This window comes from Streptomyces spiralis, assembly GCF_014654675.1.
Classification (GTDB): domain Bacteria; phylum Actinomycetota; class Actinomycetes; order Streptomycetales; family Streptomycetaceae; genus Streptomyces; species Streptomyces spiralis.
In genome coordinates this window covers 1-19,130 of the sequence record NZ_BNBC01000083.1, presented here as the reverse complement: position 1 = coordinate 19,130, position 19,130 = coordinate 1, and the positions used below count along the sequence as shown (strand labels likewise).

Here is a 19,130-nt window from a genome sequence, read left to right as displayed (position 1 = left end):
CGTCTCCACCCACACCGGCTCGGCCCGCAACACCCCACCCATGCAGGCAAAATGCCCGCCACCGAGCCTTCTGCAACGCCCTTTAGTACTGACTTTGCTGACACCCCGTTAGGCGCCCGTGAGGCACTCCTTCTGCAGCTCCGGTGTGGGCGGTGATCTTTGCAGGTTGGGTGCCGGCCGGTCCACTTGGTCCAGCAGGCCAACGGTCCAGTCGTGATCAGCCTTGAGCATCAGGCCAGGTCTCATCTGCCGCACCAAGGGAGTCCCCGGCCGGTTGTCCAACAGGGTTCGCGTCGCTCTCGCCCTGCTGTGTCTCAGTCGTCGTGGCTTGGAGGCTCCTCCTCACCTTGAGGGTGCGCGGTCTTCCGGCGCATCGACGGACAGCCCGGCGCCAGGAGTTCAGGACTCCAGGTAGCTGATCGAGGGTGCCCTTGATGACGAACAGCGTCACCGTGATCACGCTGGCGGTCGTCAGAATGGCGAGGGTCAAGCTGTCGCCCAAGGTTCCGGCCCCTCTGATGAGCGGTCGGACCTCTCCCGGCGGGATCAGTCCGACCAGCTCGGGTGGGAGCCAGTCACGGGAGAGTGGGTTGAGGTGCGCCGTCCACGTACCGGGCTGCGTCGGCACTCGGCAGCAGGTCGACCGATCCGGGTGTCGTCACGATCCGACCTCTGCCTCCGAGGCGGATGCGGCTTCCTGGGTCGCTGCCGTGGTTCGGGGGGCGGCGTGGCGGTCGCGTCGGTGGAGCGGGGCGAGAACGGTCAGGCCCCCGATGAGGACGACGACGAAGAAGGCGCCGAAAGCGGTGGCCCCGGTCAGCAACCCGGGCATCAGCCCGTGCGCGGTCACGACGGCGCCGAGGGCGGGCGCCCCGACGCCCTGCGCGATGTAGCCGATGAGGTATCCGCCGGACACCATGCTGGCCCGGTGGTGCGGGGCGGCGTATCGGCTGAAGACCGTCAGCCCGCCGGCGAAGTCGAAGGCATAGGCGGCACCGGCCACCGCCGACGCGATGAAGAAGAGGGCCAGCGAATGCACCAGGCCCGTGACGACGAACAGCCACACTGCCGCGAGCGAGCCGACTGCCCCGAGGACGACAAGGAGCCAGACATGGATACGCCGGGCCACGAGCGCGAACAGGGTGATGCACGCGGCGAAGACCGACAGCAGGGCGCCTGTGACCAGGGCGTTGGTCGATCCGGCGAGCTGTTGGGCGATCTTGGCGCCGAGCGGCAACACGATCGCTCCGAGCAGGAACGACGAGGCGAAGGCGATCGAGCCGGCCACGAAGACGACGCGGCTGCCACGGGGAATGACGATCGTCCGGATCCGCCACGGCTCCCGGGTCTCGTCCGGGGTGTGGCGGGGCATGCACAGGACCAGGTAGGCCGCCGCCGCGATCGCGGCGGCCAGGACGAAGAAGTCGAGGTGGAGGGGGAAGGGCGCGTATTGGGTCAGGGCGCCGCCCAGCACCATCGCCAGGCCGATGCCCAGGGCTGAAATGGCCGTGCTGATGGCGCCGGCACGCTTCTCCTGACCCGGTGCGCTGAATTCGACCATGGCCACGTTGGCGGGGCTGATGGACAGCCCGACACCGATTCCCATGAAAGCGCGGCCGACCAGGAGCCACAGGACGTCACCGGCGATGGCGAAGAGCAGCGCACCGATCAACTCGGCGGCGAGCCCGATCAGGATGGAGGCACGTCTTCCGATGTGGTCGGAGAGGTCACCGAAAACGATCAGAACCGGGATCAGGGTGATCGGATACGCGGCGAAGATCCACGCGACGGTTGTGGTCGAGACTCCCCATTCGGCCTGGTAGAGCGGGTAGGTCATGGTGGGGCAGGCGCTGGTCCACAGCGCGAGTGCCACCACGGCGCCGGCGGTCCAGAAGCTGGCGCGTGTTCCGAGAAGCGGCACTGGGGCCTCCAGTGAGTGACAGGGGTTCGGGATCGCCGACCCATCTGGATATCGAAAAGCAACTTAGCTGGGCTGAGTAGCGTCCTGCAACTCAACGCTATGCTGGAGGCATGACCAAGACGCTCGGCAAGGACTCGACCTGCTCCATCGCCCGGAGCCTTGAGGTGCTCGGCGACACCTGGACCCTGCTGATCATCCGTGAGGCCGTGGTGGCCCACTCGTCTCGGTTCCAGGAGTTCCGGGAGGCGCTGGGGATCGCGCCGAACATCCTTGCCAAGCGGTTGGCGCTGCTGGTCGAGGAAGGCCTGATGGAACGGCGCACCTACCGGGAACCGGGGGAGCGGTCCCGCGACGAGTACGTCCTCACCGAGGCCGGGCGCAGCCTGACCGTGGTCATGGGGGCGCTGGCGGCCTGGGGGCGGAGGTATCGTCCGCGTCCGGACAGCACCTCGCCGCGGTTCACGCTGGAGGACTCGGGGAAGGCGGTGCAGTTGGCCTTCGTCACCGAGGACGGCGACCGGGTGCCGCCGGGGAAGCTGACGGCGCGGCGAACCGCCGATGCCCGGCTCGGGTGAACCGTGGGGGCGCACTTGTCGGGTGGGTACCCCCCGGAGCCGATCGGCCGGCGTACGTTCATCCGCCCGGTCCGCCGCTCGTCGTGGCCGGTGGCCGGGGCGGGCGCGATCGGAGGCGACGGCGGCCGGAGTCACAAGGCCGCAAGCCGTGATCGCGTGGCCGGCGGTACCCCTGGCAGGAGTAAGGAGAACAGGGCCCCCTGTTTGACGCCGCCCGAGCGGCTGGGGCGTACGAGACTGCCGGACGGGCGCAGCATGGGGTGGGCCGAATGGGGGCCGGAGTCGGGCAGGCCCGTCCTGTTGTGCGCCGGGTCCGCCACGAGCAGATGGCTCGGACTGGACTCAAGTGCGGTCGGGCGTCCGGGAGTCCGTCTGATCACCGTCGACAGGCCGGGACTCGGTGTGTCCGATGCCGCCGCCGGATGGACTCTGGAGGACTGGACCCGGGATGTCCGCGCATTCGCCGAAAGCCGCGAGTTGGCGGACATGGCGGCCATCGGCTACTCGATAGGCGCACCGTTTGCGCTGGCCTGTGCTGCGGCCGGCGCCGTGGTCGGCGCCTCCGTGGTCTCCGGGACGGACGAACTCGCCCATCCGATGTTCGAGGGCGTGCTGGAACCTGAAGTCTCCATGCTCGTACGGCGCGTGGCAGACGATCCCGCACTTGCAGAGAAGCTCCTCGCCCACCAGACCGATGCGGAGACGCTGTGGGAAGTGGTCACCGCAACGGGGAACAGCGCCGACCGCCGCATCTACGCCGACCCCGCCTTCGACGCCGCGTACCGACGGGCGCTGACCGAAGGGTTCTCCCAGGGTCCGGCAGGGTACGCACGGGAGACGGTGGTGGCCTTCAGCCCGTGGCCCTTCGAACCCTCGAAGATCACGGTCCCGGTCGATCTGTGGTACAGCGAACAGGACACCAACCCCTTCCACTCACCCGATCTCGGCGCGTCCCTCGCCGCTCGCATACCCGCCGCGCGACGCCATCTCCTCGCGGACGCGGGAACCGCTCTGCTGTGGACCCGCGCGCACAGGATCCTCCGCTCCTTGCTCGGGCGGACGTCCACGAGCTGACCGGCGGCCTCGTCGCCATGGACAGGGCAGGGCCATCATCGCTGTAGGCGGCCAAACGACCAGGAGTTGCAGTCACTGCACTGTCATGACCGGCTCAGGAACAGACACTGAGGTGAGCTGCCGGCGGCATGCGGCCGGCGCCCCCACCTCGGTAAGGAAGCGCTTCGCTTACGTTCAGTCCAGGACGCGCAGCACTTGATCGACTGCGGTGCGCAGCCGCTGTGTGTCGTGGCCGGCGCGGTGGCGTACCCGCAGTCCGGTGAGGGTGGTGAACAGCAGATCGGCGGTGACGTCTGCGTCAAGGTCGGCGGGCAGTTCGCCGGCTGCCACGCCACGGCGCAGCAGCGCGGCGATCGCAGCCGTGGTGCCCTCGAAGGCTTCATCCACGCGCCGACGTGTTTCCGGGTCCGAGGTGCCCAGCTCGGTTGCGGTGTGGATGACGAAGCAGCCAGGCAGGTCGGTTGGCTCGACCATGGAGTAGAGCCAGTCGCGCAACGCCTCGCGAACAGGTCGGTCGGCCTCCAGCGCCGCGGTGCAGCGCACGGACTCCCCGGCAAGGTAATGGTCCAACGCGCGCAGAAACAACCCGTGCTTGTCACTGAATGTGCGGTAGATGCTGCTCGGGTTGAGCGCAAGCGCCTCACCCAGGTCGCGCGTGGAGGTGGCGTGGTAGCCGCGTCGGTGGAACACCTTCGCAGCGCGCGCAACAGCTTCCTGCTCGTCGAACTCCCGGGGTCGTGGCACGACTCCAGCTTAGCGCAGGTTGTGGAGCGAGCATTCCCGTATTAGTGTGAGCCCTCGATACGGGAGCGAATGATCCCATATGAGGAGGCTGTGATGAGTGACAAGGTGGCTGTCGTCAGCGGCGGCAGCAAGGGCATCGGTGCGGCGGTCGTGGAGCGCCTGCGAAAGGAGGGCTATGCCGTGGTGACAGGTTCGCGTTCGGCTGTGCCGGAGCAGAGTGACGACCTGACCGTGGTGCGGGCCGATCTCGCCACGGCCGAGGGGGCACAGACGCTCGCCGCCGCCGCGCTCGAGCGCGGGCGGGTGGATGCGCTGGTCAACAACGTCGGGCAGTTCGACGCCCGAACCTCGTTCCTCGACGTGACCGACGCCCAGTGGGAACAGGGCTTCGCCGCCAACGTGCTGTCGGCAGTGCGACTGACGCGTGCGCTGCTCCCGGCGCTGCTGGAGCACGGTGGCGCGATCGTCAACGTCTCCTCGATCAACGCGCGGCTGCCATTCCCCATGGTTGTCGACTACTCCGCGCACAAGGCCGCGCTCACCAACTTCACCACCACGCTGTCGGAGGAGTTCGCGCCCCAGGGGGTCCGGGTCAACACCGTGTCGCCCGGACCGGTTCGCACGCCGGGCTGGACCGACGAGGGCAGGCTCGCCGACGGCATGGCCGCCGCATCCGGCGCCACGCGCGAGCAGGTGCTCACCGAGGGTGTACCGACGAGCATGGGCATCGCGCTCGGACGGATGGGTGAGGCGGAAGAGATTGCCGCAGCCGTCGCGTTCCTGCTGGGACCGGAAGCCAAGTGGATCACCGGTACGGACCTCGTGGTCGACGGTGGAACGATCAAGGCGGCGTGAGCCCCGGCTGACCCTCTGACCTGTCGGTGGTCCACTTGGCGGGCAGGGCCGGGCCGAGCTGTTCGTAGCCCTCATGGTGAGAGCTGCTGCCGTGGCGGTGCCGAGGAGGACGTGACCCCCCTCGGCTGCCGCGTCGCCGTCGGTGGCCACGCGGCAGGCGCCGGAATCACCGCCCGGAAACCCGCGCAAAGGACACCGTCCGCAACATCGAGCAGTTCGGCGGCACCGCCGTGGCGCTGCATCTGAACATCGGCGAACGGCCGGCTTCCCTGGGCCTTCCGCGAGGCCGTGGCCGGCGCCCTGCCTGACGCCGGCGTACCTTCGGCTGTCTGACCGTACGCTGGTCACGGATGCCTGGGCCGCCGCGATCGCCGCGGTGGGGATCGCCGGCTGACGTCGACGACGCCCACTGATCGTCAGAGCAGGGAACCGGCTACCGCGCTACCGCATGGGTGCCGCCCAGCCTGGGCTACCGTCCGCGAACGGTAGCGCCTTGGGAGACGAAGCTGCGCGCGAGCTGAGGGAGCCTGGCGGCCTCAAAAGCGCTGTATTTGCCGCTCGCGACGAGTTGGAACTTGACACCCTCGCGGCCCTCAGGGCGCTTATAGCCGTCGGGGAGGAACCGGCGGTAGTGCTCGCTGGCGCGGTCGAAAAACTCCGGGCGCTCGGTGCGTGAGAGACAACCCTCGAGATTGAGAAGGAAGAGGTAGTGGCGAATCATACGAGTGAAGAGGAAGGGAGCCACAGCGTCCAGGGCGCTACGCTCCTCGAGCAGGCCGAAGCTCTCTTCGTAGCGGGCGAAGACGTCGAAATGAGTGCCGCCCGGCGCGCCTGCCGGGTGTTGAGTGTGCCGACGGCGGATCTGGACGCAGTTCCATTTCAGGACGCCGATCCGGTCAGCGGCGAGCATGGCGCGGTGGACGACCGCGACCTCCTCGTAGAAGGCGTCGGGGAATGAGAGTTCCTGCCGGGTCCACAAGTCGCGGCGGAACAGACGGTCCCAGGAGTAGGCGGGAGCACCGAACAACTCGGGCTGGTCGAGCGGGGTGAAGGGCTCACGTCCCTGCCGGGCAAGCAGTTCGGCGGCGGCACCGGGCCAGGAGCGGCGGCGATGCAGGCGAGTGTGCCCGAAGAGAAGAATGTCCGGCTCTTTTGCATCTTGTAGCCGGTCGGCAATGGCCTGAAGCGTTGAACCCCCGATGATGTGATCGCTGTCCAGGAACAGCAGGTAATCACCGGTTGCGTGCTCGGCCCCTGCGTTGCGTATCCGGCTGATGCCGACGACGCCCTTCAGGTGCACGGCCGAGACCCGCCCGTCGCGCCGGGCATAGTCATCCACCAAGTCCGCAGGGCACTCAGCGGACTGGTCCAGGACCGCGATGACCTCCACATCCCGGAAGGACTGGTTCAGGATCGAATTCAGGCAGTTTTCAAGGTGTCCCTGAAGGTCGTGAGCGGCGACTATGATGCTGATTATCGGGGATGCAAGCATGATGATCGAAACATAGGTGGCAGCCCGCGGCATGACAAGCCCCATCGGGCGCCCAACTCGCAGCAACACATAAAGTTCTGCACATGCTCCCACCGCCTTCGCGCATCACGTCCTGAGCATTCCCCTATCGGCTGATCGCCACGGCGTTTACGCCTGTGATCGGTTCGAGAGCATTGTCGCGTTGGTCGAGTCGGTGGGATGACTTTGGGGTTGGTCGACCGGAAATGGAGTGCCTCGGTCGACGGGGTACGGGCACCTCGACAAGACCAGGGCCGTCCCCGCCGGCCCGACGCCCGCTGCTTCCACCTCGACCGCAGTTCCTGCGCGCTCTGACCACCGCCGCTCCGTCAACGCGACGCTCCAGGCGCTCACCACACAATCCCGTCTGCCGATCCTCACCACCCTGCGGCAGCGCCCGTACCCTATCGGCGAACTCGCCTTCGCCGTCGCATGGAACAGTCCGCCGTCTCCTACCAACTGCGCCTCCTGCGCACCTTGGGCCGTGTCACCGGCCACCGCGACGGCCGCCGCATCGTCTACCGCCTCTGCGACGACCACGTCGCCCAACTCCTCGACCAGGCCGGTGCCACGAGGCCCTTGAGTCCCTGGGCTCACTCCTACAGCGCACCGGAGGGCCGGTCCGTCACACCCTGGGGCGCCAACTCCACACGGCTCTCCGAACCGGGAGAGCGGGGGCGGGCCCGGCACGGGGGGAACCGAACCTGCCCCAGCACGTCGGCGCCTGCGAACCCTCCCCCCGGAGGATGGGCGCCACGACCCCGCCTGGGGTCACTTCCACCAGCGCGCCGCAGGTCAGGAGTGTCAGCGCATCACCGGCTTCGGCCTCGCCGACACCATTGCGCTGCACGACGCCGCCCTCGGCACGCCCACCGGAGCTCACCTCGGGCAGACGCTGACGCCGTAGCGGCCCAACGTGCGGGCCCCGGACGCTGCGATGGGCCGGGGCCAACGGCGGACGGCTCAATCGTCCGAGTTCCGCCCGTTGCCCTTCCCGGCGCCGTGCTTGGCCTTGTGTGGTTGGTCCTTGTGGTCGTCGTGTCCGTTCCCGGCTGGCGCCGTGGCGGATGCAGTGGCCGAATACGAGGGCGGGGTCGAGGCAGGGGTGGGGTCGGGGGATGTGGAGGTGACCGTTACCGGAGCGGGAGAAGAGGGCGACGAAGGGGTGTTCTCCCCCGATGTGAGGGATGCTCCAAGGGCTACGGCGGCGGTGAACAGGACCAGAGCGGTGCCGCCGAGAACGGCTCTGGACGCCAGCTTGGCCTGGCGGCGCGGACGCGTGTGGGCCGCGGTGCGGGCCTGACTGCTCTCCGGGGCCGGGGCCGCAGGGGGGAGTGGGGCGGGCATGGGGGAGGTGAGCTCGGGCACGGCCGCAGGCGGCGTGGGCTGGTGGGAGGCGAGCCAGTCGGCTGCCTGCTCGGCTGTGGGTCGGTGGGCGGGGTCCTTGGCGAGCAGGCTCAGCACGTATTCGGAGAGTCGCTGAGGTATCTCCGGGCGCAGAAGGACGGGCGGCGCTGGAGCGGTGCTGACGTGCTGCTGCAGTACGGCCAGCGAGGTGGAGCCACTGAACGGGGCACGGCCGGTGAGTAGTTGGTACAGCACGCAGCCGAGGGAGTAGACGTCGGAGGCGGGTTGTGCGGGGCGTCCCAGGGCGCGTTCGGGAGCGAGATAGTCGGCCGTGCCGAGGATCTTGCCGGTGGCCGTCAACGTGCCGGCGGCGGCGTCGGCGAAGCGGGCGATCCCGAAGTCGGCGATCTTCACCGTGCGTTCGGCTGTCAGCATCACGTTGGCGGGCTTGACGTCGCGGTGGATCACCTTGTGCTGGTGTGCAGCGCCGAGACCGGCTGCCATCTGGGCCGCGATGGCCGCCGCCTCCTGCGGGTCCAGGCGGCCGCGCAGCGATCGTTCCTGGGCCAGGCTCCAGCCGTCGACGAACTCCATGACCAGGTAGAGCTGATCCTGGTGGGAGCCGAAGTCGTACATGCCCACCACGTTGGGGTGGTTGAGGCTGGCCGCGGTCTGCGCCTCCAGGCGAAAGCGCTCGGCGTCCGCCGCCTCTTCGGCGCGCAGCAGTTTGACCGCGACGAGGCGGTCGAGGACCTGGTCGGCGGCCCGCCACACCTCGCCCATCGCGCCGCGCCCCAGCAGCTCCTGCAATTGATAGCGATCCGACAGCAGCCCCTGCACACCTACCCCGATCACCATGACGTTCGCACCCTCTTAGGGGCTGATTTTCATGGTTTGTAGTCATTTGTATGGCCGGTGCCCAAGTTACCGGAGGCCCTCTGGCCCGACTCGACGCCCCGTCTCGCGGAGCACACGTGCGGCAGACAGGCGGCACAGGGGGTGCACCTGCCTGTCTGCCCCGGTGTGCGCGACAGCCCGGGGGGAGCGGACTTCACGGGGCCCTGGGCCCCATCCGATACAGCGCACCGCAGCATCGAGACGTCACACCTTCGCGGGCCCGGTTGCCCCTCTTTCCTCGCAACGACCCCCTCACGACGCGCGTCGCCGAGTTCCCGGTCCCGAAGGGACCTGCCCAGCTGCCGTGGTCAGGCCCGTGCTGTTGAGGGGGCGGTATGAGTAGCGGGCGTTGGTTCAGCGGCACATCCGGATGCCGGAACGCCTGCCCCCAGGGCAGGATGATGCGCTGGTATGGCGGAGCCCCACAGAAGTCGTGCAGTCCGGCAGTGAGGGCGAAGCGCGCCCAGGGCTCTTGCGTGCAGGGGCAGACCTGTCACGGGGGGAGACGGGCCTGCCCCTGCACGATGGCGCCCGCGTACCTCCCCCCGGAGAGCAGGCGCCTGACCCCGCCCGGGGTCACTCTCTTCTGCGGCCAGTGCGTCGGGAGTGTCACGGGTGGCGGCAGACGGTTGCGAACTCCACGTTATTGCGGAGGTTGTCACTTGCAACCCTCACGGCATGACCACAATGTCCACGCATGCGCCATCGGTACCGGAGGGGATTCGGTAGCGGAAGCGGGGGCACTCGTTGCCTTGTTCGGTCGACGCCCTTTCGGTGCACGGCACTTGTCAGGGTCGCGAGTCGCAGACGACGAAGGACTCACCGTGCGGCTGCTGCCGGCGCGTCCCCCTTCCCGGTCCTTTCTCGATCGGCGACAGCAATCCGTCGACCGGCGGTCGACGGGGCCGAAGCGGCGGTGGGGCCACTGGGCGTTGTGCAGAGACGGGCATGCCCGGCGCCCCGCCACCGCTGTACGGTCGGCGTCACGGCGCCGAGCGGCCGACCACGGCGCCGCCCGGATCATCGGCCAGCACGATGGCTGCGGTGATCCGCTTGCCCACCGGCTCGCGGTACGCGGCGAAACTGGTGCAGACGGCCATCACGATCTCCAGACCGTGCTGCCCCACCCGGCACGGGTCGGGCGCCAAGACTGCCGGCAACGTGGTGCTGCTGTCCCACACGCTGATCTGCACGGCTGCGTCTTCGATCTCCAGTGTCAGCAGGCATGGTCCGGGCGCGTATTTGCGGGCGTTGGTCACCAGCTCGCTGACCACAAGTTGCACCATGCCCACCGCACGCTCCGACACTGGCAGGCCGTGAACAGCCTGCGCTTCGGTCAGGAAGGAGCGTGCGAGGTCCCGGGCCTCGGCGATCCCACCGCTGTCCTCGAAGGCTGCGGACACAGAAACAAACCCACCGGCCGGCGACATCGCATCGCCATCCTCCGCAGCTTGATCCATACGGTCTGCCCTGCTCCCCACACAGCCATGCACCACCGGCCGCGTGTACCCCCAAAACGTCGTGCAATGCAGCGAGGGTCCATCCAGTGGCCGCCCACCGCAGGCCACGGTGCTCGGCAGTCCTGGGGCCCGTGCCCCGCAGACGGCGGATGAGACGGCGCGCGGCCGGCATGGTCCGCCCAAGAGGGTGGCCGGGCCGGGTTCAGGAGACGGCAGACGTCAGGTACGTCAGGTACACCCCTCCCTCGCAGTCAGGCATCTTCCGCAGGGTCCAGCGGCCCCGGAAGCTCGTGGAGGAGAAGTTCGACTCGGCGTCGTCCTCCTCGACTTCACCCTCCTCAGGGATGTAGCCGGCCTTGGGGAGCCGCTTGTGCAGGAACGCAAGGGTGGTGTCGAATCCGTCCCGTACGACGGTGGCGACGACGAGCCGACCGCCGGTGCGGTGCTCCACCGAGGTCACGACCGCGCCGTCGGGCACCGGCAGGTTCTCCGGGAAGTCCTTGGGGAGCGGCAGTGAGGCGGCAGTGGGGCAGCCGCCGGGCGCGGCCCCGGCTGCATTCCTGGCCGGCGGATCGGTTGCCTGCTTCGCCGCGTGCGGCGTCGCCCCCGGGGGCTCGGGGTGCTTGTTCGCCGCCGAGCATCCCGTGACCGCCGCCAGGCCGAGGAGGGCTCCTGCCAGTACGGCAGCCGATGGCGAGGGCTTCATCCAGTGGCTCCTTCGGGCTTGTTGTGCCTGCCGCGGACCACGGCGTCGTACGCGCCGTACAGCGTGTTGCCGGAGGTCTGGCGGGCGATGGAGGCCAGGGCGTCGTAGTTCTGGGCGCCTCCGGTCGCGCAGGTGCCGGTGCAGCCGTCGGCGTAGGCGGCGAGCACGCGGCCCTGGGCGTCGCTGGTGACGTCGATGAAGTCCAGGAGGTTGCGGTCGTTGCCGCACGTGGTGCCGCCCGTGCAGATCGACCCCTTCTGAACCGGATCGGTCGGGGTGGCGTCGACGGTGACCCAGGACTGGCCGCCGTCGTAGGTGGTGGCCACGTACAGGTGCCAGACCCCCGTGAAGTTGGCCGCGTCCTGATAGTCGCCGCCGGTGGTGGTGCCGAGGAAGACGAAGGCGGCGCGGTTGTCGTCGCCCGCGGTCACGGCCGGGAAGACGATGTTCTTGATGCCGAGGGCCGCGCCGACGTTCTGGTCGTACAGCCAGGTCTTGCCCTTGTCGTGGCTGACAGCGATACGCGGCGTGCCGTCGCTGTTCTGGTAGCCCATGTAGACGGTGCCGCCGGCCCCGATCCCCACGCTCGGGTCCGAGTCACCGGGGGTGCTGGACGGGTTCTTGCGGACGGTCCACGTCAGCCCGTTGTCCTCGGAGACGGCCACGGCCTGATGGCCACCACAGCCCTTGTTGGGCACGTACACCGTGCCGTCCGGAGCCACCTTCACATGCCCGTGCAGGCCGCCGCAGTCCAGCAGCGAGTACATCGGAACGGCAGGCCCGTACGTCAGGCCGCCGTCCCGGCTGACCGCGCAGGAGGCGTCGGCGATGTCCTGGGAGCAGTAGTAGACGGCGTTCGGGTACGACGTGACGGCGCCTGGACCGCCCGTGGCGAAGGGGCCGCCACCGATGGTCTGGTGGTCCACACCGGAGTTGATGCCCGAGCCGCCCGTCGGCGTCCACGTTTCACCGTCGTCGTCGGTGTAGCAGGTCAGGGCGGTCTTGCCGGCGAGCTGCGACTCGAAGGTGCGGTGGGTGACCGGGTCGGTGAACAGGATCGGGTCGAGGCTGGTGGTGCTGCCCTGGGGGCAGCCGTTGGCCGCGCTCGCACTCTTGTCCTGCCATGTGGCGACGCCCGCACTGTCGTAGGTGACCTTGAGCGTCGACGTGTACGCCTGGAACATCGCGGCGCCACTCGCACGGTCGACGCCGATCGAGGGTTCACCGGCGTTGTGGGCATCCGCGATGCCGTCGGGCGCCCAGGAGCTCGCGTACGTCGGTGGTGTGGCCGTGCTCGGCGGCGGATCGGCCGGAGCGGTGACCAGGCTCGCGGTGCCGGTGAAGCTGTCGCCGAGCGGCGCGTACGGCACCACGCGTACGGTGTACGACGCCGACACCGCCGGAAGCAGCACGGTCTCGGGGTCGCTGGAAGAGGCCGAGGCGGCCACCTCTCGGCCGGCCGCATCGAGGACGTAGAGGTCGAAGTCGGCGGCGGAGTCCGGCCATCTGACGTCGATGCGCAGGCTGTGACCGGCGTCGTAGCCCGCGGGCACCGACACCTTCAGGGCGTAGTCGTCGCAGGGTTGCGCATTCCCGCAGCTCACCGTCCCGGCAGTGCCGGAGACGTTCGGGACGGCGAAGGGACCGGCGCTCCACGTGGTCGTGGGCGCGGTGTCGCTGACCGATCCGGAGGGCGGGGTGGCGGCGTCGGCAGTCGCACTGGGCAGGGTTCCGGCGACGAGCGCCAGCAACCCGACGGCGAGACGCCCCCGCGACCGCGGGTGGTGGTGAAGACGGAGTGCGGAGAGGAGAGCCACAGGTACCTCGTGGGTTCGCGAGTCGGACGAAGGGTGGTGGGGTGTGGCCGTACGGGTGATGCCTTCGTCTGCTCTACGGGGAGGCAGGAGGCGTCCGTCGCGGGAAACCGAACTCTTTTCGAAACGGGCCGGACGGGTGCTGAGGGGGGCAGCAGGACGGAAAAGTGCCCCCGCGCGGCTGCGCGAGGGCACTTACGGAGTCCTGGTCAAAGGGCGTCGACGCCGCTCACCTTCCAGCCGTCGGAGGTGCGGGTGAGCGTCATACGCACCCGGTTCAGGTCCAACCGGGGCTCCGGGACCTGGGTGCTCTGGGTGGCCTGGTTGACGAAGAGCAGAACGACGACCCGGTCCGGTGTGGCCGACACGACGGAGACCGCCGGGGCGCCGCCGTCGGCGGGTGTGGCCACGGTCGCCTTCACCACGCCGTGGTACTTGGTCGCGGTCGGCGCGACCACCGCCTTCGTGGTCTTGCCGTACTGGTCGCGGAAGTGCCCGGTCAGCAGGGCGCGGGCCCGGGAGAAGTCCCGGTCCAGGTGCCGGTAGTCGTACGACAGCACGACCGGAGCCGCCTTCCGCGCGGCCGCGACGGCCTCGTCGCGGGCCTGCTCCGCCTGCCGCCCCTGCCGGTACTGCCACCCGAGCATGGCGGCCGCGACCAGGGCCGCCACGAGGACGACGCCCAGCACCGCGGGGAGCACGATCCGCCCCGCCTTGCGCTGGGGCGCGCCGTCCTCCGGCTCCGCCTCGAACGACTCGGGGCACTCGGGCTCGGGTGGATCCTCCCAGCCGTTCGCCGGGGGCTCGACGAGCAGGGTGCGCCCGGAGGGAGTGTGCTCTTCCTGGCGGGCACCAGGCTCGGGGCGCGGGGGCCGCCCGGCGCGCTTGGCCGCCGCGCGGGCGGCGGCGGTCATGGTGCGGCGGGCCGGTGAGCTGGTGCCGCGGGTGCGGGAGGTGGGGTTCGCCACGGTGTCTCTCCTCATCGATGGCCTTACGGGCGGGTCAGCCCACGAATGTGACGTCGGAGGTCAGCCAGTGGCCGGCCACGCGCTCGAGGTCGAGCTGGAGCCGGTAGGTGCGCGCCTGGCCCTCGGGCACGGCGGTGTTGGTCACCTTGCTGTCGGCCACGACCAGAACCCGGGCCGAGTGCGCATCGGACCGCACGATGCCCGCTTCCAGGACCTGCCCCTCGGACACCGACTTGTTCTGCGCGACCAGCTTCGTCAGTTGTGCGGTCTGCGCGGCGAACTCCTTCTTGAACTCGCCGGTGGCACCCTTCAGCACATTGCCGCTGTCCCGGTCGTAGTGCCGGTAGTCGAGCGAGGTGAAGCTCAGCGCCGACTGACGGGCCGCCGCCAGGACGTCCTGACGGCGCTGTTCCGCCGCGCGCTGGTCGGACAGCTTCCAGCCCAGCCAGACACACGGCACGGTCGTCAGCACGGTCGCGGCGACGAGGCCCGCCGACAGCAGCCTCATGCGTCGGCCTCTCACGCCATCGGTCCCACGAGCAGCCATTGCCACGACTCCTTTCCGAACACAGCCTGTTCCCCGCCCGTCGAGCCGATCTCGACGGGCGTTCCGTCCGGGCCGGTCACTGTGCCGGTCTCCGGGTCGTACGGGGCCACGAACGCGGCCTGGTCGGCGCCGTACCGACCGGTCGTCGCGCCGGGCGCGTTCTGCGCTCCGCGCACCGAGGTCTTGCTGCCGCGCGGTGCCGTGCAGCGCGCGGCGGTGTTCGCCGGGCGCGTGCCGGTGTCGGCGGGGTCGCGCCGCTGGGTGCCGTAGCCCTGGGTGCACGCGGGAGGGTCGTCGGCGTTCACGGTCAGCCCGAAGTGGGTGGTGCCGTCGCCGGGGATGACCGTGTAGCTGCCCGCGACATTGAGCGGGAGCGTGACCAGGGCCTGTTCGACGCCGGGCAGCCGGGCCACGGTGATCTGGCCGCCGCTGATGAGGTTGGCCAGCAGTACCGGCACGTGCGGCCGCGTGGACTTCAGCAGGGAGTCGACCTCCTGCGCGGCGGGCACGGTGGTGCCGATCAGTCGGCGCAGATCGCCGTCGCTCGACTTCAACTGCTCGGTGAGCGCGGCGAGATCGCGCGAGAACGACCTGATGGCCGAGCCTTGGTCGGCCTGTGTCCTGAGCACCTTCCGCGAGTCTTCGATCAGCGAGACCGTCTGGGGGAGCGACTGGGATGCCGACTCCACCAGCGCGTCGCCGGAGTCCACCAGCCGGCTCAGGTTCGGTCCGGTGCCGGCGAACGCCTTGCCCAGTTCGTCGACGGTGGTCCGCAGATCGTCCTTGCCGACCGAGTTGACCAGCCGGTCGAGGCTGAGGATCAGGTCGGTGACCGGCAGCGGGGTCCGGGTGCGGCTGCGCGGGATCGGGCTGCCGTCCATGAGGTAGGGCCCGCCCGACCGCGATGGCTGGAGGTCGACGTACTGTTCGCCCACCGCCGAACGGTTGGCGATCACCGCGAGCGTGTCGGCCGGGATCCTCGGGGCGCCGTCCTCGATCTTCAGCGCCACCGAGACCCCGGAGCCGGTCAGCTGCAGGTCGCCCACGCGGCCCACCGGCACTCCCCGGTAGGTGACCTCGGCGCCGGGGAAGACGCCCCCGGACTCGGCGAAGTCGGCGCGCACGGTGTACCCGCGGTGCAGGACGTCGTCCACCAGGCCCGTGTACCGGGCGCCGACGTAGGACACCCCTAGGGCGGTGACGGTCGCGAAGGCGAGCAGCTGGGCCCTGACCGTACGAGTGATCACGGCAGTATCCCCTTCAGCATCAGCTCGGCGAGGCCGGGATCGACCCCCGGCGGGAGCCGGCGCGAGCCGCCGTCGGTGCCGTAGGCAGCGGTGCACACCGGCGGGCACAGCAGGGTGCTGCCGTCGGAGGGTGTCGAGGGCACGGAGGGCGCGGATGGCACGGGGGGCACGGACGGGGTGCCCGGCAGGGACGGGACGGACGGGAGGGGGGTGGGAGTGGGGACGCCGGGAAGCTGCGGTGTCCCGGGGGCCGGGGACTTCCCGCCCTTGCCGGGCTTGCCGGTGACGTTGCCGTAGAGGTCCGCCAGGTCGAGGTCGGCGGTGATCTTCAGGTTGACGTAGTCGCCCTTGACGGCATCCGTGGCGTTGCGCGGGAACGGGTACGTGGTGAGGATTTCGAGGGAGTCGGGCAGGTCGTCGCCCGCCTTGTTCAGCTCCTGCAGGATGGGCTGGAGCTTCCTGAGGTTGGCGACAGTGTCGTCGTGGGACGCATTCACCACCTTGGTGCCGGTCCTGCCGAGCCTGGACAGGGCGGTGAGCATCTTCGTCAGGTCCTTGCGCTGGTCCGCGAGGGCCTTCAGGGCGGGCGGCATGGTGTCGACGGCCAGGGCGATCGTCTTCTTCTCCTTCTTCAGTCGCGTTGCGAGCCGGTTGATGCCCTTCAACGCGCGCACGATCTCCGCCCGCTGGTCGTCGAGGCCGCCGAGGAATGTGTCGAGCTGCTTCAGCAGGGACCTGACCCGGTCCTCGCGGCCGCCGAGGGCCTTGTTCAACTCGATGGTGATCGTCTTCAGCTGGGCGACTCCGCCGCCGTTGAGCAGCGCGGACAGCGCCGACAGCACCTCCTCGACCTCCGGGTTGCGGCCGCTGCGGGACAGGGGGATGCGATCGCCGTCGCGGAGCCGTCCGACGGGGTGCGTGCCGACCGGCGCGGACAGGGCGACGTACTTCTCGCCGAGCATGCTGGTCTGCCTCAGATCGGCGACCGCGTTGCCGGGCAGCTTCACCGAGTCGGCGATCCTGAGCCGCACGCGGGCGTGCCAGCCGTCCAGTTCCACCTTCTCGACCGTGCCGACGGTGACGTTGTTGACCTTGACCGACGACTGCGGCACCAGGTCCAGGACGTCCCGGAACTCGACGGTGACGTGGTAGGCGTGACCGTCCGAGGCGGCGCCGCCGGGTAGCGGGACGTCGTACCAGCCGTTGAACTCGCAACCGGTCAGCAGCAGCGAGCCGACCGCCGTCCAGGCGGCCACCCGCCCCTTGCGCTGCACGCTCATGCCGACACCCCCAGAATTCCGCCGAGGGTCTTGTCGACCGTGCCCGTCGGCGCCGGGGCCGAGGGAACCTTGGGCAGGGAGTCGAAGAGCTTCTTCAGCCCGGCACAGTTGTCGTGGTCGTCGCCGGTCGTCTTCAGGATCGAGCAGAGAAGGGATGACGGATCCTGCGGGGCTTGCGCGTTGTTGCGGGTGTCGAGGGTGCCGGCGGCGGGGTTGTAGGCGTTCTGCAGGTTCGACAGACCCGTGGGGGCGACGGTCAGCAGCTCCTCCAGAGCGTCCCGTTGGGTGACGAGAACCTCGGTGACCTTGGCCAGACCCTTCACGTCCGAGGTCAGCGCCTTCTTGTTGCCCTTCACGAAGCCGGCCACGTCGCCGAGTGCGGTGGCCAGGTACTTCAGCGCGGCCGCGAGATCTTTGCGCTCCCCGGCCAGCTGCCTGGCCACGTCGGCGAGGTCGGTGTTGAACGACCGCACACTGGTGTCGTCCGCCGCCAGCGCGGCCGTGAACACCTGAAGGTTCCGCACGGTCCCGAACAGGTCGCCGCGCCCGTCGGACAACGTGGTGACCGCCTGGGACAGGTCCTCCACCGTCTGGTTGAGGTTCTCGCCCTGTCCCTGGAGGTTGTCCGCGCTCACCCCGAGCAGCCGGGACAGTGAGCCCTTTTCGTTGGCACCGTTCGGGCCCAGCGCCTCAGCGGTGGTGTGCAGGCTGTCGAAGATCCGGTCCAGCTCGACGGGGACGGCCGTACGGGACTCGGGGATGACGTCGCCGTCCCGCAGCACCGCGCCCTTGCGGTACACCGGCAGCAGCTGCACGTAACGGTCGCTGACCACCGACGAGTTGATGATCGCGGCCTGTGCGTCGGCGGGGACCTTGCGGCCCCGGTCGTATTCCAGCTCCACCCGTACCCGGCCGCCCTCCGGCGTGATCTTCCTGACCTCGCCGATGCGGACGCCGAGGACGCGGACGTCGGAGCCGGGGTAGATGCCGACGGTACGCGGGAAGTACGCCGTGACGCGGACGGGGCCGGGGCCGGGCCAGAGAACGACGGCGAGGCCGACGACGATCGCGAGCGCGGTGAACAGGGCCAGGAGTCTGCGGGTCATGGAGTGCCTCCCGTCCGTGGCGTGACCGGGGCGGCGACCAGGTTCTGGACGTAGGAGTCGAACCAGCGGCCGTTGCCGAGGGTGTTGGTGAAGAGCCGTACGTAGGGGGCGAGCAGCCCGACGCTGCGGTCCAGGCTCGCCTGGTTGCGTTCGAGCATCGTCACGAAGGTGTTGAGGTTCTTCAGTGCGGGCCCGATCTCCTTGCTGTTGTCGTCGACCAGGCCGGACAGCTCGATGCCCAGCAGCGCGGAGCTCTTGAGCAGCTTGTGGATCGCCGTGCGCCGCTTGCCGATCTCCTTGAGCAGGGCGTCACCGTCCTTCACCAGTGCGGAGAAGTCCTTCGTGTGACCGGCCAGCACCTCGGTGACTCCGTTCGCATGATCGAGGAGCCCGCGCAGCGCCTTGTCACGAGCGGCGACGGCCCGTGAGATCCGCGTCAGCCCCTTGATCGACGCCCGCACCTCCGCGGGGGAGTCCTGGAAGGTGACGGAGATCGTGTCCAGCGCCTTCGCGAGCCGGTCCGTGTCGACCTCCTCGGTGGTGGTCGTCAGGTCGCTGAAGGCCTGGACGACGTCGTACGCCGACACGGTCCGCCGGAGCGGGATCTCGCTGCCCGGCTTCAACTGGCCGGGCCCTTTCGGGTAGAGGGCCAGGTACTTCGCGCCGAGGATCGTCTTGACGCGGATCGACGCACCCGTGTCGGTACCGAACCCCGGGTGGCCCTTCACTTTGAAGGTCACCTTGACGTGGTCGCCGTCCAGGTCGACGCCCTCGACCTTGCCGACCTTGACCCCGGCGATCCGTACCTCGTCGCCCGGCTTGAGCCCGCCGGCCTCGGAGAAGGCCGCGCTGTAGGTGTCGCCGCCGCCGATCAGCGGCAGGCTGTCGGCGTTGAAGGCGGCGACGGTGAGCAGCGCGAGGACGGTGAGGCCGACGGCGCCGACGACGACCGGGTTGCGCTCGCGGAAGGGCTTCAGGCGCGGCCGCTTGAGCCGGATCCTGGGCAGCTTCGGCGGCAGGACGCGTACCTTCACCAGGGGTTCGGGGCGAGGTTTGCGCCTGGGCAGCAGCCTGGGGAG

The 19,130-nt window shown here is 69.5% G+C and carries 16 protein-coding genes and 1 pseudogene; 4 read left to right on the top strand and 13 right to left on the bottom strand.

Annotation, left to right across the window (positions count from 1 at the left end; all coding sequences use genetic code 11):
• Positions 1–658 precede the first annotated feature (658 nt).
• Positions 659–1,921 (bottom strand): MFS transporter, encoded by a 1,263-nt coding sequence (locus tag IE318_RS42595; protein WP_189908222.1) that lies wholly within the window; start codon positions 1,919–1,921, stop codon positions 659–661.
• A 110-nt stretch (positions 1,922–2,031) separates the two neighbouring features.
• On the opposite strand from IE318_RS42595, the gene IE318_RS42590 reads away from it, so the two are divergent.
• Together IE318_RS42590 and IE318_RS42585 are read left to right on the top strand one after the other, a co-directional pair.
• Entirely contained in the window at positions 2,032–2,496 is a 465-nt protein-coding gene (locus IE318_RS42590) for a winged helix-turn-helix transcriptional regulator (protein WP_189908221.1), read from the top strand.
• A gap of 402 nt (positions 2,497–2,898) precedes the next feature.
• On the top strand, positions 2,899–3,570 hold the full coding sequence (locus tag IE318_RS42585; protein WP_308438636.1) for an alpha/beta fold hydrolase: 672 nt from the start codon (positions 2,899–2,901) through the stop codon (positions 3,568–3,570).
• A 174-nt stretch (positions 3,571–3,744) separates the two neighbouring features.
• Here IE318_RS42585 and IE318_RS42580 read toward each other — a convergent pair whose 3' ends face one another.
• Complete coding sequence (locus IE318_RS42580; RefSeq protein WP_189908219.1) at positions 3,745–4,314, bottom strand: TetR/AcrR family transcriptional regulator; 570 nt, start codon at positions 4,312–4,314, stop codon at positions 3,745–3,747.
• Between the two features lie 93 nt (positions 4,315–4,407).
• Here IE318_RS42580 and IE318_RS42575 point away from each other — a divergent pair, with 93 nt between their 5' ends.
• On the top strand, positions 4,408–5,169 hold the full coding sequence (locus IE318_RS42575) for an oxidoreductase (RefSeq protein ID WP_189908218.1): 762 nt from the start codon (positions 4,408–4,410) through the stop codon (positions 5,167–5,169).
• Between the two features lie 469 nt (positions 5,170–5,638).
• Here the strand turns inward: IE318_RS42575 and IE318_RS42570 are convergent, their stop codons facing one another.
• Complete coding sequence (locus IE318_RS42570; RefSeq protein WP_189908217.1) at positions 5,639–6,694, bottom strand: glycosyltransferase family 2 protein; 1,056 nt, start codon at positions 6,692–6,694, stop codon at positions 5,639–5,641.
• A gap of 196 nt (positions 6,695–6,890) precedes the next feature.
• On the opposite strand from IE318_RS42570, the pseudogene IE318_RS45870 reads away from it, so the two are divergent.
• Positions 6,891–7,243, top strand: a pseudogene (locus IE318_RS45870) (ArsR/SmtB family transcription factor); the annotation flags it as partial.
• 399 nt (positions 7,244–7,642) lie between these two features.
• Here the strand turns inward: IE318_RS45870 and IE318_RS42565 are convergent.
• The 10 genes from IE318_RS42565 to IE318_RS42520 form a co-directional block, all read right to left on the bottom strand.
• On the bottom strand, positions 7,643–8,884 hold the full coding sequence (locus IE318_RS42565; protein ID WP_189908216.1) for a serine/threonine-protein kinase: 1,242 nt from the start codon (positions 8,882–8,884) through the stop codon (positions 7,643–7,645).
• 1,022 nt (positions 8,885–9,906) lie between these two features.
• Positions 9,907–10,383, bottom strand: a complete 477-nt coding sequence (locus IE318_RS42560; protein WP_189908215.1) for an ATP-binding protein — start codon at positions 10,381–10,383, stop codon at positions 9,907–9,909.
• A gap of 202 nt (positions 10,384–10,585) precedes the next feature.
• Positions 10,586–11,089: a hypothetical protein gene (locus tag IE318_RS42555; protein WP_189908214.1), complete on the bottom strand. Its 504-nt coding sequence runs from the start codon at positions 11,087–11,089 to the stop codon at positions 10,586–10,588.
• Entirely contained in the window at positions 11,086–12,906 is a 1,821-nt protein-coding gene (locus tag IE318_RS42550; RefSeq protein WP_189908213.1) for a sialidase family protein, read from the bottom strand. Before IE318_RS42550 ends, IE318_RS42555 begins: the two co-directional genes overlap by 4 nt.
• Positions 12,907–13,112: 206 nt before the next feature.
• The gene (locus tag IE318_RS42545; RefSeq protein ID WP_229904151.1) at positions 13,113–13,871 is read right to left on the bottom strand and encodes an Rv1363c family protein; all 759 of its coding nucleotides are present in this window, start codon (positions 13,869–13,871) and stop codon (positions 13,113–13,115) included.
• A 34-nt stretch (positions 13,872–13,905) separates the two neighbouring features.
• Entirely contained in the window at positions 13,906–14,379 is a 474-nt protein-coding gene (locus IE318_RS42540; RefSeq protein ID WP_229904150.1) for an Rv1363c family protein, read from the bottom strand.
• A gap of 11 nt (positions 14,380–14,390) precedes the next feature.
• Complete coding sequence (locus tag IE318_RS42535) at positions 14,391–15,665, bottom strand: MCE family protein (protein WP_189908210.1); 1,275 nt, start codon at positions 15,663–15,665, stop codon at positions 14,391–14,393.
• Positions 15,662–16,945, bottom strand: a complete 1,284-nt coding sequence (locus tag IE318_RS42530; protein WP_189908209.1) for an MCE family protein — start codon at positions 16,943–16,945, stop codon at positions 15,662–15,664. Before IE318_RS42530 ends, IE318_RS42535 begins: the two co-directional genes overlap by 4 nt.
• Entirely contained in the window at positions 16,942–18,051 is a 1,110-nt protein-coding gene (locus IE318_RS42525) for an MCE family protein (RefSeq protein WP_189908208.1), read from the bottom strand. The genes IE318_RS42530 and IE318_RS42525 overlap by 4 nt, the downstream gene beginning before the upstream one ends.
• Complete coding sequence (locus IE318_RS42520; RefSeq protein WP_373311441.1) at positions 18,048–19,121, bottom strand: MCE family protein; 1,074 nt, start codon at positions 19,119–19,121, stop codon at positions 18,048–18,050. Before IE318_RS42520 ends, IE318_RS42525 begins: the two co-directional genes overlap by 4 nt.
• Positions 19,122–19,130 lie beyond the last annotated feature (9 nt).